This is a genomic window from Xenorhabdus siamensis (assembly GCF_037996745.1).
GTDB classification, from domain to species: Bacteria; Pseudomonadota; Gammaproteobacteria; order Enterobacterales; family Enterobacteriaceae; genus Xenorhabdus; species Xenorhabdus indica.
In genome coordinates this window covers 334,053-359,491 of sequence record NZ_JBBMXE010000005.1, presented here as the reverse complement: position 1 = coordinate 359,491, position 25,439 = coordinate 334,053, and the positions used below count along the sequence as shown (strand labels likewise).

Here is a 25,439-nt window from a genome sequence, read left to right as displayed (position 1 = left end):
TTACTCTTCCTCCTCTTTTCTAAGTTCGACGTCGTTATTTCTGACATGCACCAAGATGTTGTAATGGCGACCCATGTCTTTTACCCGGATGATCTTTTTCCATTCAGACTGATTGACGCCTGCATAATGAACGATGACACCGATGTAACGGTTCTTCTTTTCCAATGTGATTGTTTCCAGCGGCTTGTATTGCCCCGGCAACAGGGTGTAATCCTGATGATCGATGTAGTTTTTCCCCAGTGCTTTTTCGAGCTTGTCACTTTCAAGCTGGTCATAGTCGGCAGCCAGAAAACGCGAATCTTCACTGAGATAAACCAGATTCATCTCAACAGGCGCTGGTTCACCACTTTCATTGGGATTGATATCGGGTTCAGCCAGCAATGTGATGTTAGCGATTGAGGCTTGTTCACTCGGCCTTCCCACGGGAGTGGAAGGGTCCCAAACGACCTGCCCAACTTTTTTAGTGGCGTTCCATGCGCTGCTACAGCCATTCAGTAACATCACTGACAGTAATAAGATCCCTGTGGCCCATATGCGCTGACTACCGGAACGTTTCATCACTGGTGTCCTCTAAGCCCTGACGCAGTGCGCGGTCATAAGCCTGCTCGTACACCTCACGGAATAACTTTTCAAACCCCTGCTGGCGGCTGGAAGCTAATTCGCGGTAATAGTTGGTGTACATTTCCCACGCCCAGGACGCATCTTTGTTCCTGACCTCATTACTACGGCGATAATGTGAAAATCTGCGGAGTAATTGTTCAGGGGAAAAGGCTTCCAGCATGGTATCCAACGCCGCGGAGATCGCTGTCCGGTTGGCCTGATAATGCAGTTGCAGGTTATGCAGGCTTTCCGCTACGGCAGCGGGGGCTGACAGATGTACCGGACTCTTCTGCTCAGAAAACATCACCTGCATGGTGGTGTCATAATCCATATTCAGACGTAGTGGGTTATCCTCAATAGGACGAAGCTGTTTATCACGTAATCCGTGCTGTTCACGCTGGAGCGCCAATAGCCCTTCGATCGCCGCTTTCATGGTTTTACCCATCTCTTGCAGAAAATCGTTGGCCTGCTGGGTGTCATGCAAAGGTAACTGCGTATCCAGCCCGCGCATCAAAGGGGTAATAGCAACATGATCAACATCCATATCTTCGTAATGCCGATCGGAAGCGATATCCGGTAAATCAAGAAACTCCTGATCCATAACACTGCCTCGGTTATCAGAAATAGGGTTAGCAAATGGGGGTGATTGATAATGATCCGGCGGCAAAAGCTGCTCCGTATCATCGGCTTCAACCTGTGGTTGCAGCGTAGTCAGACTCTCACTATCAAGTACTCTGAGAGGATCATCACTGAAACGGTGCATAACGGTTGGCGCAATACTGTCATCTTTGGCAAACACAGATTTTTGTAGCGATACACCTTCCATCATGGCATCCAGCGGATTTCTGTAACTGGAAACCAGCGCTTCCGGTGATACTGTCGAAGGATCAACCTGGTCCGCTTCAGAAAAACTGATGTGGATCTTGATGGACAAGTTACCCGCCTTAATCTGATCTCCCTGTTGTAAGCGGATCAGACCGGATTGCGGTGTTAATGGGGCATTATTTATCTGTACCGGATCAGCAAGTACTTGCAGGCAGAATGAACCATCACGCCATTGAATGGAGAATTGTGACGGCTGGATATTGCCCTGGCTGTCCTGAACAGACCACAAGTGACTTTCACTGCTGCCGACCGTACCGCCCTGTGTCGAAAACTGGTAACTGGCGGCTCGACCACTCTCTAGTTGCTCACTGTTAAGCACCCGCAATGAAAGCGTTGGTTGATATTTTTCCATAGTCGTTATTCCATAACTGAAATTGTGACAGAGGGTTTCTTTTCTGGCTCACCAAGAAAGCTGGTCCACCCCAGATGGTTATTCTGCTTCGCTCCCAACACCATGCCACTAACCTGTTTTTCCGCCAGACCAAGACGCAATTCCCAGGCAAACTGGCTGCGCATGACGAAAGAGATAAACATCACTAACGGGAGATAGTTCTTCCCGTCCGGCAGGAATGACAGGAACCGATCACGGGTCAGATTGTTGATACTGAGCAGAAACTTTCCGCTGTAATCCCCGATCCATGATCCGATGGTGAAGTTCTGCCCCAATACGGACAGTTCGGTATCACCAATTTTTTGCCCTTTATTCGTGCCACCCAGTCGATTCTGTTGATCAACGGGGATGATGACTTTTCTGAATTGCCAGCCGTGCAAAGTGACATCCTGTAAATCAAAACAGTGGGAAACCAGGCTGCATATCACTTCCGGTGAACGACCGGGGCTTGCCAGCAACCCGGCATACGCCAGCATTTTGCTGTGGTTGATGTTCAGCATCCGGCGGTTGACATCACTTCCCAACCCCACCAGCGAGAACATGCGCTGAGAGAAGCTATCTTCCCCGCCTTGCTTAAAGCAGATGTAATAGCGGTATTTCCGCCAAATCTGGTGCAAGAGCGTGATTAAGCGGTGGTTAAACAGGTTGAGGAAATCCGTCAGTCGGTTTTTGCCTTGTGCGTCTTCCCACGCCAGTGAATCCAGGTAATAACCCGGCATCGGGGATTGGCTGCCATGTAGCCCTATAAAAGAGACTTCTAGCTCAAAATACCCTTGCCTGGATTGCTTCAGTGCAATCACATCACGCGTAGGAAATGCCAGACTGGCATTGGACTTAAAACGGATAGATTCACGATCAGGCCGATCTGTCTCCCCGGTTTTTTCCCACGCTACCGCCAGCTGATTGAGCAATTCAACCAACTGATAAAAGTTGTATCGTGAGATATCCAATGCCAGTGGTGTGGCAGGATCCTGCTCAGTGATTACATCAACGAGTGTTGACCTATCTGTACCGGCCATTCATAACATTCCTGATTATCTAAATTGATTACCTTCAACATATGAAAAGCGTTGACGCTGGCATACAGTGAGAAAAACCGTGACAGAATCGTACTGAACAGATACAGCTCCCCTTCCGAACTGAATGCCTGTTGCCGGATATACAAAGTGGAACGCAAACCACGCACAGGATGCCCGCGGAACAGGCGATCTGTCGGCTCTGTCTCAATCTTTTCAATGGCATCAAGCCGTTTCTGTGATGATCGTTTGGATTGTCGGTTGTGAATACTTGGAAAATCGTAAGTACGCAGAACCTGTTTCAGCGCATCCTTATTCAGTAATGACATGTAGTTCAGCGACATATTTGACAGCAACGACCAGTGCAGACCACCATCCAGCAACGGATAAAGCGGTACTGACGGACGCGTGATATTGCGGAATGTCGCAAATGACGGGCTACCGATAGAGGGGTAATTAATGTCGCCGACACGAAGCTGTAGCGGCAATTCACGGTTGGTACACGTCAGGCTGATAGAGACGTTTTCTTTTAGTTTGAGCCTGAGCAAGGCTGATTCATCTCCACGTACAAATGAGATGAAATGTTCCAATCCTCTGCGGAAAGGTGACTCTTTCACTCGCAGACGGTAATAGCACATTGAACGTTCATCTTCGTTATCAATCTGATGATTGAAACTTTCAAACGGGGTATAAACCCGTTCACCGATACGTGCCCGACTGCGTTCACCATTTTCTCCCGTCAGCCAACTTTCAACACCATCTACAGAAAAGATGTCGTAGTTATCTGGAAAGCTATAACTGGCCTTCAGTGGGTATTCTGTCTGACTGCCATTCAGTTCAATAGCTTCACTGTCCATCGGAAACAGATTAATAGCCGGTGTACAGTGCAGGCGGAAAGTATCGTGGCGAATCTTAGCTTCTGGTGGTAACGCCTGAGAAAAATATAAATTCAGTTTGAAATCTTTGGTTTTGAGATCTTCAGGCAGTTCAGGGAATCCCTTAACGTCAAAAAACAGAAAACTTTCCGCAAAACAGAAATACTCCTGCAAAATGCGATATCCCATATAAGCATTTTTAGGATAAGGCAACAGGGCATCTTCCCGTTCGAATCCAACCGGTACAAAGTCAAAATCCGGCAGAGGAATGACCGTATCACCAATAACCAATTCCGCTTTTCTGAAGTAATAGCAGAGCCAGAAATAGAGTTGAGAAGTGGTATAGTCATCGCCACTCAGATAGAACCGCAATTTACCCAGTTCCAGTTCATGCAGGTTCAGTTCCGTTTTCGAAGCAAAATTCAGGCCAATAATCCCTTGCTCATTACTGTTATTAACGGAAATGTCCTGAATGGAGAGAGGAAAAAGCCAGACATCACGGCATAATGTAAAAGTGCAACGGCTATGATCGTCTCTTTTACCACTCGATTGTCCTTTCAAAGAATGATCGTTCGAGTAAATATCATCATGAGTTGACAGCGGATTACTCATAATCTGTGTGCCACGCTTAACCTGTGTTGCTTTCGTCACAACACTCTCATCAGGGGTATATTCGACGATGGTCATGCTGGGCGTCGGACGCAGATAATTAGGCCAGAGCATATTAAGCAAGCCGTGAGTCAGTTCAGGGAACTGATCATCAATTTTTGCCCGCAGATTGCCTGTCAGAAATGCAAAACCTTCAAGCAAACGTTCAACGTCAGGATCAGAGCCTTGTTCAGACAGAAATGCGGCAAGATGAGGACGCTCAACTGCGGCTTCTTTCCCCAGTTGTCGCAAATAGTTCAGCTCATCTCTGAAATATTTTTCAAATGACATTTATTAAGTTCGCTCCAGGCAATAGCGCCGGTTGTTATCCAACTGGATGCTGAATTCCACAACATCGTTGATATCATCCAGGGAAACCTCAGCACTGATATGAAAGCTCAATAACAACGGATCTGAATCATCATTGATGGCACTGACAGAAACCGCTGATATTCTGGGCTCATAATTTCTGATGCACTCTTCTATCGCCCATTCGATACTTTGCTTGAAATCCACTGACGTTGCGGTTGCATCATTGAGATCAATGACACCCAGTTCAATGGCACTCTGGCAAGCACCAGGGCGCGTATTCAGCACTTCGTTCAAATGCTTCTTAATAGAATCAAGCAGTGCACGCATCCTTGACTGACGGGAAGAGCCGAAGCTCTTCCCTTGAATGCGCTCGAACAGACTGGCAGAGCTGCCTCTGTTCCAACTGTACAGCGCAGCCATGATTATTCCTTATCCAAACGTCCGACCAGAGACAGTTCGAAACTTGCACCCATGTATTTGAAGTGTGGGCGAACCTGCATTGCCACCTGATACCAGCCTGGATCGCCTTCAACGTCCAATACCTTGATTTCAGCAGCGCGCAGTGGGCGGCGGCTACGAACGTCAGTTGGTGGGTTTTCCTGATCAGCGATGTACTGTTTCAGCCACATGTTCAGTTCGCGCTCCAGATCCTGACGCTCTTTCCAGGAACCGATCTGCTCACGTTGCAAGACTTTGATGTAGTGCGCCAGACGGTTGATGATGAACATGTATGGCAACTGAGTACCCAACTTGTAGTTGGTTTCCGCAATTTTCCCTTCGCGGGTATTTGGGAAAATTTTTGGTTTCTGAACCGAGTTTGCAGAGAAGAATGCGGCGTTATCACTACCTTTACGCATAGTCAGAGTGATGAAGCCTTCTTCCGCCAGTTCGAATTCACGACGGTCAGTGATCAGTACTTCAGTTGGGATCTTCGCCTGAACCTGGCCCATTGCTTCATACAGATGGACCGGCAGATCGTTTACTGCACCCCCACTTTGTGGACCGATGATATTCGGACACCAACGGTATTTAGCGAAGCTGTCAGTCAAGCAACTTGCCAACAGATAAGCGGTGTTACCCCACAGATAGTGTTCGTGATCACGGCTGACATTTTCCTGATAGTTGAAGTTTTTGATTGGATTTTCAACGGTGGAATATGGCAGACGCAGCAGGAAACGTGGCGCAGTTAAGCCTAAGTAGCGGGAATCTTCAGATTCACGCAATGAACGCCATTTGGTGTGTGACGGGCCTTCAAATACAGATTTCAGATCTTTGATAGCTGGCAGATCAGTAAAGCTGTTAACACCGAAGAATTCTGGTGAAACAGAAGACAGGAATGGCGCATGAGCCATTGCACCGACCGAACTGACATACTGCATCAATTTGATGTCAGGCGTGGTGTTGCTGAAAGCATAGTTACCAACAACAGCAGCAACAGGTTCACCACCGAACTGGCCATAACCCGTAGAATAAACATGTTTGTAGAAACCGGACTGGATGATCTCAGGAGAGAATTCAAAGTCTTCCAACAATTCATCTTTAGTCGCATGAATCACGTTGATTTTGATGTTCTCACGGAAATCAGTGCGATCCACCAGCATTTTCAGTGAACGCCAGGAAGATTCCAGCTCCTGGAACGGCTTAGCGTGCATGATTTCATCCATCTGCTCACTCAGCTTTTTATCAAGCTCAACGATCATTTTATCAACGAGAAGTTTGTTGATTGGTTCTTCGTTAGAGCCTGTGTCCAAAATGCTGCCGATAAAGGCTGCTACACCTTGTTTTGCAATGTAATAGCCATCATTTTCAGGAGTCATCCTCGCTTGAGACATGATTTCATCAAGCAGAGAAGTCGTTGCGCCAGAAGCAAGTGCTGTGCTGTTTTCTTCGTGCTGAGCCATTTAAAATTCCTTTAACGAGTTATTTTTTATTGATGATTTCAAGTTCTTTCAGGAGTTGCTCACGAACGGATTCATCATCCAGCAGTGACTGCAAGCGAGCGCGAAATGCAGGGATATTTCCCAGAGGGCCTTTTAAGGCAACTAATGCTTCACGCAGTTCCAGCAGTTTATTCAGCTCTGGTACTTTCTTAGCGATATTATCCGGTGAGAAATCACTCAGTGATTTAATTTCCAGATTAACTGGTAGATCGTCTTCACTATTTTCTTCAAGGCGATTAGGGACGTTAAAAGTCAGGTTGATGTTCGCCTCATTCATTACCGCATTAAAATTATTTTTATTAACGGAAACGGTCTGTCGTTCTTCAATTGGCGTATCTTCTTTCTTTCCTTTCAAGTCACCAATAACCAGAAGATTCAGAGGTAATTCAACTTCTGCGGTCTGGTCGCCGGTATTAGGAACATATTTAATATTAATTCTTTCTTTCGGAGCTACGCTACCAGGACTATTCTTACTCATATTTCAACCCTTTGGCTAATACAACCATGAACTGTCTAACAACCCATTATTGGAAAGAGAATAATTACAATTTTTAACCGTATAACAAATGCAGTAGTCCTTCCTAAAGAAATAGGCTGCGGAAGACAACTGTATTTGCAGGAACAAATAGATTTTTATATATCAGCATATAGATAAAGATACAGAGATATTCTATCCAATCGTGGAAGTAAACATCGATATAAAAAATCGTCAATAGCGAGTTTGACACTTTATTTTTTTGATGTAAAGCCAAAACACTTATTGATAACCCCCTCTATTCTGGCTTTTAGTACTTTTATCGTGCTTTCTAGAAACTTATAAATATTTTCCCCTTACAAAATAGATAAAACTTTGGCTTTACTCTCTATAAGAGTATACAGACCGATTACCTGTCAATTGTATATAAAGGAATATTTTTCATATATTGTGAATAAAATATAGTCTGCAAATTTGTGACCTATCATTATTATCAAGTATATTTTTTATTTATTTAGATTAATTCTTCCCCATTAAAAACTTTATCCAACTCATTTTTTGAAGTACATCACACTTTATAAATGATCATAAAAATCATATAAATTAAAAATTAAAACACATTATTTATCAATTAATTATATAAATCAAGAATATGAAGATTACTTTTTATACAGAAAAACAATCTTGCTTTTTATAAAAACTCAGCCATAAATATCACAACGGCAATGATTATAAAATTTTTATTTGTCATTGAATTTGAACTCGCGTTGCAATTTACAAATAACTTTGCATCAGACAATTTCAGCTTTATTATTCGCCCCGAGTGTTCGGCATCGCTAATTTTATTTCATCAATGAATGGAATAATCACGCAAGGAATGAGCACTTACACTTATATTGGTAAATTTTTATAGGATATTCATATGCCAACTCCATGTTATATTTCCATCAACGGAAAAACTCAGGGTAATATCACTGCTGGCGCATTCACTGCTGAATCAGTAGGCAATATCTTTGTTCAGGGTCACGAAGACGAAATGCTGGTTCAAGAATTTGACCACATTGTTACTGTTCCAACTGATCCACAATCAGGTCAGCCTTCTGGTCAGCGTGCACATAAACCATTCCGCTTCACCGTTGCACTGAATAAAGCCGTTCCTCTGCTTTACAACGCACTGGCTTCAGGCGAAATGTTAACAACGGTAGAACTGAAGTGGTATCGTACTTCTATCGAAGGTAAACAAGAGCATTTCTTTACGACTAAACTGATAGATGCAACTATCGTTGATATCGACTGCAAAATGCCTCACTGCCAGGATCCATCAAAATCTGAATTCACTCAGTTGGTTCGTGTTTCTCTGTCTTACCGTAAGATCGAGTGGGAACACACTACTGCTGGTACTTCTGGTGCTGACGACTGGCGTGCGCCAATTGTTGCTTAATATCTTATTCATCAAGTTTTAGATAATAAGTTTTTAGCAATAAATTTTCAGCCAATGAATATTATTCATTGGCTGAATAATATTCTCCTACATTACCTCCCCCTATTAATTTACTTTAATTCATCTTTTCCTTATTTATATTTTATTTTTTTATCTTTTTAAAAGTGAGATTTTTATTCGATGATTATTTTCTCAATAAATAAGAATATATAAATTAATAATCACATGTACTATTAATAACCAATGTCACATTTTTAAACATGAATTTAAAAAAACAAAACTCATGTCTTCCCACTATTTATTTGAAATTTCAATTAAATCCACTTCTCATTTGAGTTAACTCTAAATTATGCGACAAAACATAACCAAAATGGGTAATAGTAATTGGTTAAGTTAAATATATAACTATAAATAATCATATAAGACAGACAGCTCCCGTTAATCAGAACCAAATAAAATAATTTCTATGCTTTAATGATTAATTAGTGAACCACTATAACTATATCTAATAAATCTCAAGTTATATTTCAACTTAACTATTGTCATTTGGGTGTTACGATGTTCAAAAAGACAGCAATTCTCATCTTATTATCCACCTCTATTCAGGTAATCGCATTGCCTGAAACACCCGACTTTGCTCTATCTATGACTGAATCCGCTATGAATGAATCCACAATGGATGAAGCCAGAAGGACCTTACAGGACAGTTCACGAGAAATAGGCCGGTTAATTGAACAACGCCGACATCAAGGATTCATTGATCGTGCTGATACCACAGCGCCACAAACTGTATCACCCGTATTGGTTGAAGGCCCATCCTGTCTGGATATCAATGGTGTTTATCTTCAGGGGATAACGCTGCTCTCTCTGACAGATCTGGATACACTCAGTGCATTGCCCGATCATTGCATTACTAACAATGACATCAACAAACTGACAGCAGAAATCACTAATCTCTATCTTGCCAAAGGCTATATTACGGCGCGGGTACAATTTATTCCTGCCAATCATCGTGGAGAATTGGGACTCAATGTTGTTGAAGGATTCGTTGAAGCCATTGAAGGTGGTGATCACTGGGTTAACAGCCGGATGTTATTCCCCGGATTGATCAATCAACCTTTGAATCTCAATCAGTTGGATCAAGGGTTGGATCAGTCGAATCGTCTGCAATCAAACAAAACAACGCTTGATATTCTGCCCGGTTCCGTTAATGGAGGTTCTATCATCAGGCTGCATAACCAGCATTCCACTCCGTGGCGTATCACCACACTAACTGATAACTATGGACAAAAAAGTACCGGCAAATGGATTGGCCGAGTGAATACCAGTATAGACAGCCCTCTGAGATTATCAGATTTCATCAGCTTCAGCGGTGTCAGTACTCTCGATAAACCCAATACCCAATATAACCGGGCCACCACCTTATTCTATTCGCTCCCTTACGGGGCTGTGACTTTCAGTGGCTTTACCAGCTATTCCCGCTATACAAGCCATCCAAAATTGCCGAAACACTCAATCAAACTGCACGGTAATTCACAACAATCTGGCGTACGTATGGATTGGATATTCCACCGTAATCAATCGCAACTCTCGACGATCAACAGTCAATTTGTCTACAAGAATTACAACAACTATATCGGTATCGAGAAACTTAGGCACAGTAGCCAAACATTAACTGTGTTTTCACTGGGAATAAGCCACTTACAAATTATTCCCAATGGACTTATCACTTTTGATGCCGGTATTGAGCAAGGAACACCGTGGTTCGGTGCTCAAACCTCCACAGACAACCTGAATAAACAATTTACCAAAGGGAAGCTATCGGTAAATTTACAGCGGCACTTTAAACTACTTGCCATGCCGTACCGATTTAATAGCCAGTTTTACGCTCAGTACAGTCCAAAAGGCTTACCCAGTGTTGAGTGGCTCAATATTACCGACCGTAATACAGTGCGGGGGTTCAGTAATAACATCCTCTCCGCAGATAACGGCTGGTATCTGAGAAATACCTTATCCCACTCAATACCACTGCCTGAAAGTTCACTTACCCTGCGTATCGGCGCAGATATCGGCCAGATCAAAAGCCACAACCGACTGGAATCATGGAAGAGCAATGCAGGATTAAGTGTTGGTATGACTTTGCGCTATCAACATTTCTCTGCCGATGTTGAGATGAGCCGTGGCAAAACATTAATCCATAAAAATACAGGTAAGGATGAACCCATGCAGCTATTAACCCGTTTTTCTTACACTTTTTAGCTTATTAAACCATCAGTTTTTTTAACCGTAGCCAACTTGGGAGCCTTCTTCCAAGGTAGCTGCACACTCACAAGAAAGAAAGTAAACAGAGGTAATAATATGAAGAGAAAAAAGTTCAGATTATCTCCTGCGGGGAAACTTGCTGCATCAATGGCAATTATTCTGACAACTTGTTCAACCAGTTTTGCCAACGGCATTACGCCCGGTGGTGATGCAGCTCATCGTCCGGATGTCACCATTGCAGAAACAGGCGCTACAGTCGTCAATATCGTCGCCCCTTCCGATTCAGGTTTATCCCATAACCAGTATCAGGATTTTAACGTTAACCAAATGGGGGCTGTATTAAATAACTCATTGGTTAATGGACAATCGGAACTGGCCGGGCAATTATCAGCTAACAATAATTTGAATGGGCAAGCCGCCAGTATCATTCTGAATGAAGTGGTCAGCCGTAACCCTTCATTCTTACTCGGTAAACAAGAGATCTTCGGCATGGCCGCCGATTATGTGCTGGCAAACCCTAATGGCATCACCTGCAACGGCTGTGGCTTTATCAATACGAATCAGGCATCTCTGGTTGTCGGTAATCCGTTAGTTGAAAATGGTATCCTGCAAGGATTCAAGAACTTTGATAACCAAAATGCCCTAAATATCAGAAACAATGGCTTGTCCCATAATGATGTTCTGAACCTTATTGCCCCCAGAGTTGATATCAACGGCAAAGTCATCACCCCAAAAACGCTCAATATCACAATGGGAAATAATCAGATTGCAGCAGATGGTCAGATCCTGACATCACAGCAATCAGACATGGGCGTACTTGATAGTTACTACCTCGGTAGTATGCAAGCGGGACGTATTCGTCTGTTGAATACTGCGGAAGGAAGCGGGGTCAATCTGCAAGGTAAGATGACTGCCGATGATGGTATTTCCCTTATCTCCCACGGTGGTGTGAAATTGGAGGCTGCTAACCTGCAAGGCGGAGATATTATATTGCAGGGCAAAAACCTGCTGTCTCAAGGACGCCTTAACCGGAATTCATCACATGAAATAGGCGATGATAACTATGATAGCCGTTTTAGTGGTGTTCATACCTCACAAAAGCAAATTAACGAATCCATTGCCCGTACTCAACTAGTCGGTAAGAATATCACACTGGTCGCCCACCAGAATAATCAGGTGATAGCAACCGATATTGAAGGGGATAATATCAAACTGACTGGCGCCAATCTGAAGCTAGATGGTCAACAACTTCACCAGCTTAACCGTAACGTCGACAACAAATGGCGATTATCCTGGCAATATGATGTCACCAATGAGAATGAAAAGTACCAATATGAAGGAAATTCCCTCAAGGCACAGGAAAATGTTCATCTGACTGCCAATGAAGGCAATGCAGAAGTGCTTGGCAGTAAGATTATCGCCGGAAACCAACTTTCCATATTCGCTAAACAAGATGTAAAACTGGCTGGTTTAGTGGAATCAGAAATGACCGTTGAAACAGGCTATAAAAAGAATCACTCCCTGGCACTGCAAACTGGTAACTGGGCAACGGTCAATACTGATCAGCGCAGTGTCAACAGTGAGTTGAACGCAGGGGGCGATCTTGGGATCAACGCAGGAGCTAATGCCGAAATTATCGGCTCTCAGGTACATTCAGGCAAAAACCTGATTGTTTCAGCGGGGCAACAAGTAAAAGTCACTACGCAATCCCTCGTCAATGATCATCACGTTGAGAAAAATAAACACTATTGGGGCGGCATTGCAGGTGGCAGTAATAAAGACAACCAGGATAAAATGGAAACACACCAGGCCTCTGACATCAAAGCAGATGGGCATTTACTGCTGACTGGAATAAATGGTGTCACGATTACCGGCAGTAAGGTAAAAGCGCAACAAGGAGCGTATGTTGAAGCTAATGATGGGCAGTTAATCATCGATAATGCCGTTAATCATACCTATAAAAAGATTGATGAAAGAAAGGGAACAATCTTTAATATCACCAAAAACTCCAATCAGGAACAAACAAACCAGCAAACCAGTTCCGGTAGCCAGTTAATTTCTGATACTGACCTGAAATTACTCAGTAACAAAGATATCAATGTTATTGGCAGTCTGGCGAAAAGCGCAGGTGAGCTTAATCTGAACACATCAGGCAATATCAATATCCTTGCCTTTGATGCACAAAATAAGTATCAGCAGGAAAAAACCAATCTTGGCTGGAACTATTACGCTAATGAGACAAAAGATAAACAATACCGCGCTGGTGTAGGTTTTGAGCATACCACCGATAACCAGAACACCCACTCCACTGCACAACATCAAGCCGAATTGCAGGGTGGTCACCTTTCCATTAACTCAGGAAAAAATGTCACCATCACAAGCGCAAAGCTAGTCACAACACAGGGTGATGCCAAAATTACAGGCGATAACATCGCACTGCTGGCGGCAGAAGATCATACAACAACCGAGAATTCACAAACCAAAATCCGTAACGGTGTATTCGCTACTGGTGGCATGGATAGGATCGGAGGTGGAGCCGAAGGGGGTTATTCCAATAATGCTTATTCCCAGAACCGTACCACGGCGGTAGTGTCAAACGCTCAGATCAATGGCAACCTTGAGCTGAACGCAATGGGAGAACTGAAACAACAAGGCACTCAGTATCAGGTACAAGGAACTTATCAGGCTAATGCGGGCAGCATTAAAAATGTTGCGACTGCCAATACAGAATCAACGTCCACAAGCCAATTACAGGTAGGTGGTGAAATCAGTGGTTCAGCCGATTATAGTGCAACGTCCCGTCCGGTGGAAAAAACGGCCAAAGCGGCAACAGACGGGAAATTGGATACCGCGATCTCAAAAACCGGCTTGCCAAATGCAGGTCTTGAGCTTGCCATGAATGGCAAAAGCAATAACACCAATACTTATCAATCAAATGCTGTAGTAACTACTGTTAAAGCCGATGATATCAAAGTAACTACCAATGGAGATATTTACGATCAAGGAACCCAGTATCAGGCGAACAAAAGCGGTGTGTCACTGACTGCTGGCAGCCATACCAGTGAAGCAGCCTACAACCGTCAGAACAGCAATTCTTCTAATACTGTTGGCGACGCCCATCTGCGTATTTACACCAGCACAGGCAGTGACCTTTCTGTCAATGGCAAAGGTAACGGTAGCTATCAGGCAGAATCCACCAGCGATAACAATGCCGTTACCAGCGGTATCAATGCCCAAAATGGTATTCACGTTCAGGTGACCAGAGACGCACGTTATCAGGGAACTTCCATGAATGCGGGCAATGGAGGAACAAACGTGAGTTCTGGCGGAAATATTCAGTTCACTCAGGCGACCAACCACAGGGAACAGAACAATTACGGCTATAAAGGAGAACTTTCCCTGACCGTAGGCACTAATCCAGATGGTAAAAACTTCAGTGGCAGTGCAGGCGCAGGCTATAACACCAACCAACAGAACAGTGCCACAGCCCAAACCAGTGCTATCACCGGCGGGCAAGGTATTAATCTGAATGCGGGCAATAATCTGACACTACAAGGTACGAATGTCTCTGGTAAACAAGTGGATTTGACTGCGCAACGTGGTGGAATTGAACTGGCTGCTGCTCAGGATACAACTAACAATAATGGCTGGAACTTTGACGTTAAAGGCAAAGGTGGTGTATCCAGTAAAGTCCGTAACAATGAAGGCAGTGATAGTACGGGAGATAATGGAGAAACAAATAACAGCATCATCGACAACAAATACAATATTAGTGGTGAAGTTAAATTCGGTGTCGATCACCTGAACAAAGTCACTCACCATAACAGCCAGATTTCTGGTGGTCATGTTGTATTGACCAGTGCCCAGGATACATCCCTCAAGGGAACTAATATTACCGCAGATCAAGTGACGGGCAATATCGGTGGTAACCTTAATGTTGAAAGCCTAAAAAATAGAACTGATAGCCTGAATATCGGTCTGAATGCAGGATTAGGGTATAGCCAAACCGTCAAAGGAGATAATTCCCATAAAACAACACTACCGATTGCTGACAGCAGCTCACCCGAAAGCTCACCTGAAACAGCGGCAACCAATGACGAAAAAACCAATGTGGAAGCCCCAAGTCTGACTGATCGCCTAACCGCGGCCTTCAAAGGATACAGTGGGAAACTCAAGAGTAATTACGATACTCACGATCAGGAAACCATTGGTGAGCAATCAACCATCAACGGTACTAACGGAGTTAATCTGAACGTCGCGGATAAAACCCACTTAATCGGCAGCCGGATTGACAGCACACAGGGGCAGGTATCCGTTAATACCCGGCAAATCGGGCATCAATCTGTAACAGGCTACGATAGAAGTAAAAATATGGGAGTTAACCTGCCGGATTCCATCGCAGGTCTTGCTAACGAAGCTCAGAAAAATGTCTTCTCCGGCAAAATTCCTTTCGTAAAAAATGAGAATCGCAATCCAGAAATACCCACTACACATAGTTGGATCAAGGATCACCCGTTAGATTAATTGATCTCTCTTTAATTTACTCACATCGCACATAATACATAGTACGGTAGCTGGCAGCGTAGCTACCGTATTTTTCCCCTATTCGGCCAACCACTTATCCTCACCCTTCACCCTCTCTGGCAATAGGATTGGGATAAGTAAACATCATCAAAGCTGCAACTTGGAAGAGGACGGCTATAATGGGCTACATTACAGTCATATCAGGTACAGTCATATCAGGCAAAGCCAAGGGGATGTAATGCCAAATGATTTTGAAAAAAGGGAACATTCCAGCAAAGGAACAACCAACACACCATTACAGAAAGGACTAGATGGCAGCAAAAAAGCGCTTTCGGTGACGATCCGCATTGGCAACTATATCCGCCATATACCACTTATTGCCCATCTGATCCGGGCAGCTCAACGATTCAATGATCGAATGGGAAGTCAGTTTGGTGCAGCAATTACCTATTTCTCCTTTCTGTCACTGATCCCAATACTGATGCTCTCTTTTGCTATCGCAGGCTTTGTACTGGCTTCCAACCCTGATTTGCTGGCAAAACTCATCAACGGGATTGCCAATAGCATCAGCGACCCAACTCTGGCAAATACATTGAAAAACAGTGTTGATACAGCCATAAAGCAGAGGACAACCGTTGGATTGACAGGGTTGGCGATCGCGCTCTACTCAGGCGTGAACTGGGTCGGCAACCTGCGGGAAGCGATCCGTGCTCAGTCCCGTGATGTCTGGGAACGTACTCACGAAGATAAAGAAAAAATCTACTCTCAATATATCCGGGATGTTTTCTCTCTGTTTGGCCTGCTATTCGCATTAGTGATAACACTTTCACTGAATTCCATCGCTGGCTCTGCTCAGGCAACCATAGTCCATGCTCTTGGCTTAGAAAGTATCGAATGGCTGCGCCCCGTATGGACATCCATTGGCATGACGATTTCCATTTCTGCCAATTATCTGTTATTTCTATGGATACTGTGGATCTTACCTCGTCATCGGCCTGAGCGGAAAGCCCTGCTTCAGGGAACATTAATGGCTGCCATTGGGTTTGAGATCATTAAATCGATTATGACTATGATGCTGCCACGCCTTGCCAGTTCACCTTCTGGCGCAGCCTTTGGCTCAGTAATTGGCCTGATGGCATTTTTCTATTTCTTTGCCCGGCTGACCCTATTTTGCGCTGCCTGGATCGCCACAGCAGAGAAAAAAGAGTAACAAAACAAAACGCATCATCAGAATCATTTTATAACAAACCTAAAAAGGAGTTATTCATGCCATTTGTAAACATCAAAATCACCCGCGAAGGCGCAACTGCTGAACAGAAGAAACAACTAATTGAAGGTGCAACCCAGTTGCTGGTGGATGTACTTGGCAAGAATCCGGCAACAACATTCGTCATTATTGATGAAGTGGAAACGGATAACTGGGGAATTGGTGGCAATAGTGTGACGGAAGTACGGGCTGCTGCAAAGAAGTAACACATATTTAAAAAATGAAATAAACGATTAGGGCGAATATATCGCCCTTTTGTTTTTTTAATATTAACAAAACCTTAATCAGTAGGGTTATTATTTTTTATTGAATATAATAAAAACATTAATAATAAATAAACAAAATAAATTATTTAAAATACTATCGCTAAATAACATGGATATTAATCTACCAAATAGCCTTTTTTCGAATGATAGAAAATAAAACAGACAAGATATCATTCTATTAATTACCAAATTAATCTTGATAAGAGGTGGATTTGAATTTATTTGAATCTTATTTTCAGCAGGAACGGGATTACCTGCGCCACGGGGATAAATTTTGGATGAACGGGGCATAAGGAGGGAAACCATGTCAGATAAGATGCTCGTCACATCAGATAGCAACGATGTCAGAGCCGAAGAATATTGCAAAGAATTTAACATTCGCACACAGGCTGAAGCGGAGAAAGCGCTCAGCAATGCAGAGACACTATACCGGCAAAGCACCCGTTTTTACGGCGATTACGGCGACGACCCGGAATTAGACGTTCACTATAATCAGGCAGACGCTGACTTCGAAGCTCAGGCTTTTAAGAAAACGGCTCAGGATACCGTTGGAAAATTCAAAAGGGGTGAATTTCCAAAGGAAGAATGGGAAAAAGAGAAAGACGACGACGATCATCCCAAACCCAATGCTGCGTTGCCGCAAAAGCCACGAGACGATAGCCCGACCGGAGAAGGGAATACAATTGGTAGCATTGTCGGACAGGCCCCCCAGTCCGCCTCTCCTCCGCATGCCGCTAATCCGGCCGTTAAGCCAGAGGCCCCGGCGGAAAAAGGGCTGTGGGATAAAACCGTTGACTGGTTTCAGGAAACCGCCGATGACTTCAACAAATGGGTGGATGAGAGTAAACACCATCTGCAAGCCGCCTGGGACAGTCCGGGCGAAGCGGCTATCGGGGCAGGAAAAGCACTCTGGAATACCGTTCCTGAAATGGGGGAATTGCTTGGCAAGGGAGCCGTAATCATGACAACGGCACCGGCCGTTGCTGCCGAAAAAGCCTGGGAATATATGGGGGGCTCTCCTGTCGGTGTGTCTGAATTGCAGCAAAAGGCCATTGATATGGTCAATGCTGATGCGATTAAGATGGAAATTAAAAGCGATGCTGAAAAAGGCGGCGATTTAATTTTTACTGGTTTTTCTTTTGCTACAGGGTTTGGCGGATTAATCAAGGGGGCTGCAAAAGGAGCGGCAAAAACCGCCGCTAAAACCGAAAGCAAAGTACTCGCTGAAGAAGCCAGGGCCGCCGAAGCAGCGGGGGCTAAAATCAAAGGCCAGTCGCCAGAAACCGCCACCCCCGCGCCGGCCAAACCCAAAAACACCGAAAAAGACCCTGTTGACAACAAATCCACCGATAAAGATGGTAGCTGCAATGGCACTTGTAGCGTCAACGGTGAACCTGTCGATATGGCGACTGGCGACTTTCTCCAAGTCTGGCCGGTCATTGCTATCCCCGGATTATTGCCGATAACCCTGACCCGTACCTATCGCTCCACCGCAAAATTAAACGGTCTGTTTGGTCCCAAATGGGCGGATGACTGGTCGCGTCAGCTGGCACTGACTGACGGTAAAATCAATTTCACCGATGCAGACGGGGTCATCTATGATTTCAGCACACCGGATAACATGGTGCTCGCCCGTAACCAGCATATTCCTCATTACCTGCTGACCGGTGAATTGAATGGTGAATTGCAACTGACCGATCGCCAGTCCCAGCTCACTTATCATTTTAATCACACTGCCGGGTCTATTCGTAAACTGTCCGCGATCACCGATCGCCGACAGAATGCTATTCGATTTATCTACGATAAACACTCGCAACTGATTGAAGTCACGCGCACCGATGGTTTCCGGTTGATCTTAGGTTATCAGGGGCAGCAGCTCCAGACAGTGGATTATCTCGAACAGCAAAAGCAACAACGGCTGGTCACTTGCCATTACGACCCACAGAACTACCTGCATGAATGTGAGGCTTTCCAGCATAACCACTTGTGGCATGAATATGATGCTCAAGGAAGGATGATCCGCTGGCACGATACCGATCAGACAGATGTCACGCTTACCTATGATGATCGTGGGCGAGTTCTCACAACGGCCACCACCAGTGGCTACTGGTGCGATCGTTTCCAATATGATGATCAATCCCGTATCACGACTTATATTGATGCTGAAGGCGGTGAAACCCAATATCATTACGATAACAACGGGCTGGTGATCCGTGAAGTTGATCCGCTGGGGCGCGTCACACGCCGCCAATGGCGCTACAGTCAAATCGTCTGGGAAGCGGATCCATCAGGCGCTATCACCACATTCGATTACAACCCTGATGGTGCGCTGACAGAAATGAAGCTTCCGACGGGTGAAACTTTTGCTTACGGTTATGACGAAAACGGGCAGCTTATAGAAAGTGTCCTGCCGACAGGCGAATGTTGGCAATTTCACTATGACGAGCAAGGCAACCTGACAGCGCTGACTAATCCATTGGGGCACAAAGAAGAATACCAATACGGCACGCACGGTGAATTGCGTCAGCGCCTGCTACCGGATGGGCGTCAGTGGCACTATGCCTATGACGAACAACAGCGGCTGGCTGCCGTGATGACCCCAGACGGTCAGACCACCGGCCTGCAACTGGATGAACTGGGCCGCCTGCGCCAATTCACCGATGCTCTCAAACAACAAACTCACTACCGTTACAGCGACGACCATGCCAGTCTCAACGGTAGCCTGACGGAAGTCGAACTGCCGGATGGCACCACGCAACAACTGGCCTATGACAGTGAACGGCGAGTAGTGGCCGTGACTGACGGCGAAGGCCGTACCACCCGCTATACTTACGGCGCGTTTGACCTGCTGACTCAGGTTACCCGACCCGATGGCACGGTATTACACTTTGGCTATGACCGGCTGACCCGGTTGAACTCAGTGACCGCCTCCACCGGCGAAACCTACCGTTATGAGCGGGATGCCGCGGGGCAGATTATCCGGGAAACTGATTTTACCGGGCGTACTCTTGAATATCAGTACGATAAACTGGGACGCCGCACACTGACGCAATATCCCGACGGTCAGCAGCTTCGCTGGCATTACTCCGCGGCTGGTTTACTGGTCAAACAGGAAAGCTGGCAACCGGAAGAAAACCAGCTGGTGCTTAAGGATATTACCACTTACGAGTACAACAAACGGCATCAACTAGTGAAAGCCACCAATGCCGATGCCGTGGTGGAATACGAATATGACGAGACCACTGGCCTGCCGACCTGTGAGCGTATCAATGGGTGGGAAATCACGCGCGAATGGGATAATCTGACGGGACGTCCTGTCAGCGAAAGTGTGGACGGCAATACCCTGCACTTCGGTTATAACCTGTCGGGGAGTCTGAATCACTTTCAGCTTAACCAGCATGCGCCACTGACATTCCAGCATGATGCACTGGGGCGGGAAACGGTGCGCGAAAGTGCCAACGGGTTTATCCTTGCCAGTCGCTACACCGCAACTGGCCTGCTGGCACATCAGTCGGCGGGTCAGGCTACCCAATTTTTCCGGGAAACGCTGGCGCAAAACGATCCGCACTTCCCACCCCAGGCCACCGCTGTCAACCGGAGCTGGCAATACGACCGCGCCCACAATGTCCGGGTCATCGATGACAGCCGCTGGGGGCAAACCCGTTATCGTTACAATACTAACGACCAAATACTCCATACCCTGTACGAGGGTGCGCGTCCGCATGAAGAGCAATTCAGCTATGATGCCAACGGCAATCTGAGTCAACATCTACCCACCGATGCACGGGGAGCGGTAGCACAAATCAATCAACGCCAGAAAGCCGGACGCGTCGTGCAGCGAGGGGATAGCCGTTATCGCTATGATGATAATGGTCGTTTGGTCGAAAAAACTGAACACCGTGATGGCTTCCGGCCGCAAATCTGGCGCTATCGCTGGGATACGCAAAACCAGCTTACCCACTGCGAAACCCCAGACGGCTCGCGCTGGCAGTATAAATACGATCCTTTTGGTAGGCGACTCCAAAAACTGAAAATTCACGATGGAAAATTGGCTGCCACAAATTTAAAATTGTGGCTGGCTGGTAAGCCGGATATCGAGCCACGCCCGGATGCGATCATGGGGCAGGCCTACCTGTGGAGCGGTGACCAGCTTATTGAGGAAGTGCCCATTTATGCCGATGGCACGCCGGTAGCAGAAAGACGCATCCGCTGGCTCTACGAACCGGGCGCACTCACACCGTCAGCCCGTTTTGAGCGAGGCAAGCTGCACTATGTGGTGAGTGACCATCAGGGAACGCCGCGCGAGATGCTAGACGAACAAGGCGTACTGGTCTGGGCACAGCGGCTAAAAACATGGGGGCAGGCAGATAGTTTTCAGGTGGTTAGCTCCGGCCATGCCGATTATCATGTTAACTGCAATTTCCGATTCTTAGGGCAAGTTGAGGACGACGAAAGCGGGCTTTACTACAATCGCTATCGGTATTACTTACCTGAAACCGCACAGTACATATCGCCAGACCCCATCGGGCTGCTGGGCGGGGTGAATCCGTACTCTTACGTGCATAATCCATCGAAGTGGGTAGATCCTCTAGGATTAGCCGGTGATGATTGCGATAAGCTGCTTAAGCAGTCTTCCAAAAAACCTGTTCCTCCGATAAATGACGAACATGTTTTCCACGGCGAGATCAATAGAAAAGGTAAAGCTGTTGGTTTTCATTATGAAGGTCTTCATCACGGAAAAGCACGGATCGTTGAAATTACAAACCCTCCAAATGCTCAAGGTGTTTACCGTGGCAGAGTTGAAATATTTAACGCCAAAACAAATGAGTGGCAGCCTAAGATAGCCAAATCGACGTTTTATCCTAAATCTTGGAGTCCTCAACAAGTCACAGCAGAAATTAAAGGTGCTTTCCAAAATGGTGCAGTTGATCCAAGTGGAAAATGGACTGGTGTATCTCCAAGCGGAGTGAAAATAGAAGGGTGGCTTGATGCTTCAGGAAAGATCAATACAGCTTACCCATTGTATTAAAAAAATAGATGGAAAAAATGAAATGAAATTTTTAATCGCAGAAGACGGATATCCTACAGTAGAAATTGATTATAAGCGTCATGTATTGGCTGATTTTTTAATAGGTGATGTGCAGGCGGATGTCGCTTATACAGATGAATTAATTTCATTATGTGATTCTGTTAGCAATGGCAAATCCCCCCTATGGGAAGGCACTGGCAATGCTCATACTGTCACTATTAAACCGGATGGGGTTGAGATCTTTAATGAATACACCGAAGAAAGCCTAAAGATAGCTACTATCGAAGAATTCAAAGGTTATCTTGAAAAGTGGAAAGAATTACTTTTGAGTAGAGAATAAGCCTCAAACAGCCGGAAAGATCCCCGTGATCTTCCGGCTTTGTTCTTTTTAAGAGCCGCTCATTCCCAGCCCTTAGTTGCTGTTATAGTCGCCAAGCAGTTCCTGCATTCTCAGCTTAATTTCACTGATTTGCTCTCGCTGGCGCTGGTATTGCTGTTTGAGGCTGTAAGTCTCGTTGCTGTCAGGAATAAGCACTAAACAACCGTCCATAATCTTAACGGTCAGTGTGCCGCCAATCTCAAACCCGGCCTGCTTAAGCCACTGCCCTTTCAGGTGTATCGCAGGCAGGGCATTGGCCTTGTCATTTTGCGGCACGTATCCCACGGTGTAATAACGTTCCGTTTTGGCAGCCTTATTTACCTCGTTATTATTGCAAGGACTGCCAGAAAACTTTCCAAATTAACTATCGTTATAATGGTTATAAGCCCGGCATAAAGAAAAAGTGATTGATATTAAGATGAATGGTTTCAGTGTGAGAGGCACGGGGCGTGTATTAGGCAAAGGCAACGACACCGATAACTGGGGGAAGTTACGCCCGATAAACCGAACAGAAAAACATTTGGTGGGAAAAATTTTTACCTAACGCAGAGAGCGGCATAATCTTACCCTACGCATTCATATTGACAAGGGCAGTTTTAAATTTAACCGCCCTTTTAGTTAATATTCACCCTATATATTATAGGCTATACGGTTAGTTGAAATGACTCACCTTCAGTTTTTTTTGACCTCAAACACCTCAGTCTTCGGCTCTTCCGGCAGCGGTCCTGGTCTCATAATCTGATTAAAACTGTTCCTGAGCTGATTCACATCAACAGCCGCCTCACCTTTAGGTTGCACCAGAATAAATGCGGTTTCCTGAGATAACATCTCTTTCAGTTGGTTGTTCAAAACCTGTGGCGTAAGGGAAGACAAAAACATCTGCCGCAATCTGCGATATTGCTCAGGGGCAATATCTATCACATTATTTTGTTGGGAAAGCAGACGCTGGTTAATCAATATATCCGTGTCTGTACGCGCATACGCTGCAAAGAGGTGCTGAAGCTGAAGACGTTTCTGATTATACAATTCATCGAATTGTTCTTGTGGCAATCCGTTTTCACGTAATGACGCCAGTGCAGAGGCCAGATAAAGTGTGGATTCCGTCAATTTATCCGATGAAGTGTCCAGATTCAGATAGCAATTCGCCCGCTGGTAAACGACCCGACAATCCAGATCTAATTTTGCGTCATTTTGCTTTTCCTTCAGCCACAATTGTAAGTAGCGGTAAAAAGCTTCACGAGCAAGTTCGTTGGACCAATGCTGAAGCAATGCCTGAGAGTTATTAATCGGTTGCCAGTTTAGGTTCCAAACTAAAGAAAGCCGATCTTGTTTAGCTTTATCACTTTTCACTCCCAATACTTCTGCTTTTACTGGCAACAGTATGGGAACAACAACAGGTGTCTGACGTTTGCCTTCTAATGATGAAAATACCTGATTGAGCCGTTCTGGCAATACCCGACTATCAACGTTGCCGGCAACATATAATGTCATTGCATCCGGCGTATACCACTGCCGATAGAACTCTTCGACTTTTTTCACATCTACAGATGTTGATACATGCACTCCGGGATCATGACCAAGCAGAGTCGAACCTTGCAGGCGCATACGCCATACCGGATCCTGGACATCTGCTGGCAAAGTCGATACCAGATGTTCAGACGTTTTCATAGCCTGAGCCAAAGTCTGTGACGTAAATACTGCACCTCCCGCAATATCGGATAACCAGATCAGTGCATCCTGTAATAATTCAGGGCGGTTATTGGGTAAGCTCAGGCTATAGAGGGTGAAATCATATGAAACTATGGCGGGGGGAAGGGGGTTTTTGCTATCAACTGCGTTGTACCACAGATTTTCTAATTTTTGCGAAGATAAATCTTTACTGGAGGATAAGACGATCTTGGGAATGAGGTAGGTGTAACCCTGCTGATGATTTTTCTCTGCCAGAGAGCCCGTTTTCACCATTAAACGCAACTGTATTTTGTCGTTGGGACGTTGCGGAGTTTGCAGAATTTGCCAACTGAACCCATTTTCCAGTTTGCCTTGTTGCCAGGCTGGATCAGGCTGTAAGGTTTCCGCCTGAGCAAAGTAAGTCGTAGCCAGAATGGTGCCACCAATAAGATATCCGATTTTCTTGCCTTGCATTCTTACTTACCCCTACCTATTTAGTTTTATCCTTGTTTGAACCAATAAAAGGCTTCTGGATATTATCACCGAAAATTAGACCCTTATTCACCTGATAAGGTTTCATTTTGATGGAGGTTTTTGCTTATTAACTTGACGATTATAACCTTTCACCAACAACCCCAATTCATCATCTTGGTGATTTTTGGGACAAGGCATAGGGACAGGAGGATGCTCCTCATTCAAATCTCGTGCGATGTCACGCAACGGATGTATGACGATACGATTTACACACCAACTTATCGACACGGTAAGAATAAGTGCAAGCAATAAATAAGTGGTTAACATTAATGCCAGTGTATTCAAAGCAAATCGGTACACACGGTTGGAATCAACCTGCAAGATAAGATGCCCCTGCGACGCTATGTCTTTTGATGAAATACCATAAACATGTAAAGGAATATTTAACTCAACCGGAATACCAAAAACCCGCTTTGCCAGTTCAGGTATAGGCCGATGAGTCGCGAAGTCCAAACTCATAATCTGGGAATTATTCTGCGATATCAGTTCAGCTCGCCCTAAGATGCCCGACGTTTTTAACCCAATCAGTAGCGTTTTCGCTTTATTGAGATCAGAGCTCAGCAAAGCATCTGTCAAAGGAGCCTGGATCTGAGCTGCTACATTATTGAGCTGATTAATATAATCATCTTTTCGTTGTTGCAACAAATGCGATAATTGGATAGTAATGAAAATAGCAAGCGTGACCAAAGTGACTCCTGTCACTGCCGCCATTTGTTTAATGGTTAACGAACGTTTGACTCGCAATTTCATTTTATCCAAACCAATACTTGACCAAAGACTGGCTACCACACCTTAATAATGCGACTGAGTATACTTGATTTTTCTTGCTATCGTCTTGTTTTGATAAATGCAAGTGAGATAAATGACTGCAATATAGTATTTGCTTTTTGTGATGTTCATCCCTTTCATCTTCAAGTTACTGCTTTA

Annotated in this window: 17 protein-coding genes and 1 pseudogene; 8 read left to right on the top strand and 10 right to left on the bottom strand. The window is 45.0% G+C overall.

The window, feature by feature from the left end:
- From tssJ to tssB, 7 genes are read right to left on the bottom strand one after another with little or no spacing between them, the layout of a single operon-like run.
- Positions 1-558 carry a type VI secretion system lipoprotein TssJ gene (gene tssJ / locus AAC852_RS05510; protein ID WP_340620152.1) on the bottom strand — a complete coding sequence of 186 codons (558 nt, stop codon included), beginning with the start codon at positions 556-558 and terminating at the stop codon, positions 1-3.
- Positions 542-1,837 (bottom strand): type VI secretion system-associated FHA domain protein TagH, encoded by a 1,296-nt coding sequence (gene tagH, locus AAC852_RS05505; RefSeq protein ID WP_340620151.1) that lies wholly within the window; start codon positions 1,835-1,837, stop codon positions 542-544. Before tagH ends, tssJ begins: the two co-directional genes overlap by 17 nt.
- Before the next feature lie 5 nt (positions 1,838-1,842).
- Positions 1,843-2,895, bottom strand: a complete 1,053-nt coding sequence (tssG, locus tag AAC852_RS05500) for a type VI secretion system baseplate subunit TssG (RefSeq protein ID WP_340620150.1) — start codon at positions 2,893-2,895, stop codon at positions 1,843-1,845.
- A complete protein-coding gene (gene tssF, locus AAC852_RS05495) occupies positions 2,859-4,706 on the bottom strand; it encodes a type VI secretion system baseplate subunit TssF (protein WP_340620149.1) in 1,848 nt (615 codons plus the stop codon). Before tssF ends, tssG begins: the two co-directional genes overlap by 37 nt.
- 3 nt (positions 4,707-4,709) lie before the next feature.
- Positions 4,710-5,147, bottom strand: coding sequence for a type VI secretion system baseplate subunit TssE (gene tssE, locus AAC852_RS05490; protein WP_340620148.1), 438 nt, complete (start codon positions 5,145-5,147; stop codon positions 4,710-4,712).
- Positions 5,148-5,149: 2 nt separating this feature from the next.
- Positions 5,150-6,628 (bottom strand): type VI secretion system contractile sheath large subunit, encoded by a 1,479-nt coding sequence (gene tssC / locus AAC852_RS05485; RefSeq protein WP_340620147.1) that lies wholly within the window; start codon positions 6,626-6,628, stop codon positions 5,150-5,152.
- Between the two features lie 19 nt (positions 6,629-6,647).
- Complete coding sequence (gene tssB / locus AAC852_RS05480) at positions 6,648-7,145, bottom strand: type VI secretion system contractile sheath small subunit (protein WP_340620146.1); 498 nt, start codon at positions 7,143-7,145, stop codon at positions 6,648-6,650.
- A 919-nt stretch (positions 7,146-8,064) separates the two neighbouring features.
- Between tssB and AAC852_RS05475 the strand changes: the two genes are divergently transcribed.
- The 7 genes from AAC852_RS05475 (at position 8,065) to AAC852_RS05445 (ending at position 22,271) form a co-directional block, all read left to right on the top strand.
- Positions 8,065-8,583 (top strand): Hcp family type VI secretion system effector, encoded by a 519-nt coding sequence (locus tag AAC852_RS05475; RefSeq protein ID WP_340620145.1) that lies wholly within the window; start codon positions 8,065-8,067, stop codon positions 8,581-8,583.
- A gap of 558 nt (positions 8,584-9,141) precedes the next feature.
- Positions 9,142-10,842, top strand: coding sequence for a ShlB/FhaC/HecB family hemolysin secretion/activation protein (locus AAC852_RS05470; RefSeq protein WP_340620144.1), 1,701 nt, complete (start codon positions 9,142-9,144; stop codon positions 10,840-10,842).
- Between the two features lie 99 nt (positions 10,843-10,941).
- Positions 10,942-15,369, top strand: coding sequence for a hemagglutinin repeat-containing protein (locus AAC852_RS05465; protein WP_340620143.1), 4,428 nt, complete (start codon positions 10,942-10,944; stop codon positions 15,367-15,369).
- A gap of 238 nt (positions 15,370-15,607) precedes the next feature.
- On the top strand, positions 15,608-16,579 hold the full coding sequence (yhjD, locus tag AAC852_RS05460; RefSeq protein ID WP_340620142.1) for an inner membrane protein YhjD: 972 nt from the start codon (positions 15,608-15,610) through the stop codon (positions 16,577-16,579).
- Between the two features lie 56 nt (positions 16,580-16,635).
- Entirely contained in the window at positions 16,636-16,842 is a 207-nt protein-coding gene (locus AAC852_RS05455) for a 2-hydroxymuconate tautomerase family protein (RefSeq protein ID WP_086954680.1), read from the top strand.
- Positions 16,843-17,206: 364 nt separating this feature from the next.
- Positions 17,207-21,931, top strand: coding sequence for an EndoU domain-containing protein (locus AAC852_RS05450; protein ID WP_340620141.1), 4,725 nt, complete (start codon positions 17,207-17,209; stop codon positions 21,929-21,931).
- A complete protein-coding gene (locus AAC852_RS05445) occupies positions 21,891-22,271 on the top strand; it encodes a hypothetical protein (RefSeq protein ID WP_340620140.1) in 381 nt (126 codons plus the stop codon). The genes AAC852_RS05450 and AAC852_RS05445 overlap by 41 nt, the downstream gene beginning before the upstream one ends.
- Before the next feature lie 72 nt (positions 22,272-22,343).
- On the opposite strand, the pseudogene AAC852_RS05440 reads toward AAC852_RS05445, so the two are convergent.
- Positions 22,344-22,598, bottom strand: a pseudogene (locus AAC852_RS05440) (SymE family type I addiction module toxin); the annotation flags it as partial.
- Between the two features lie 115 nt (positions 22,599-22,713).
- Here AAC852_RS05440 and AAC852_RS05435 point away from each other — a divergent pair.
- On the top strand, positions 22,714-22,854 hold the full coding sequence (locus tag AAC852_RS05435; protein WP_340620139.1) for a hypothetical protein: 141 nt from the start codon (positions 22,714-22,716) through the stop codon (positions 22,852-22,854).
- A 128-nt stretch (positions 22,855-22,982) separates the two neighbouring features.
- Here the strand turns inward: AAC852_RS05435 and AAC852_RS05430 are convergent, their stop codons facing one another.
- Positions 22,983-24,452: an insulinase family protein gene (locus AAC852_RS05430; protein WP_340620138.1), complete on the bottom strand. Its 1,470-nt coding sequence runs from the start codon at positions 24,450-24,452 to the stop codon at positions 22,983-22,985.
- Between the two features lie 102 nt (positions 24,453-24,554).
- Positions 24,555-25,262, bottom strand: coding sequence for a HAMP domain-containing protein (locus AAC852_RS05425; RefSeq protein WP_340620137.1), 708 nt, complete (start codon positions 25,260-25,262; stop codon positions 24,555-24,557).
- Positions 25,263-25,439: the final 177 nt, after the last annotated feature.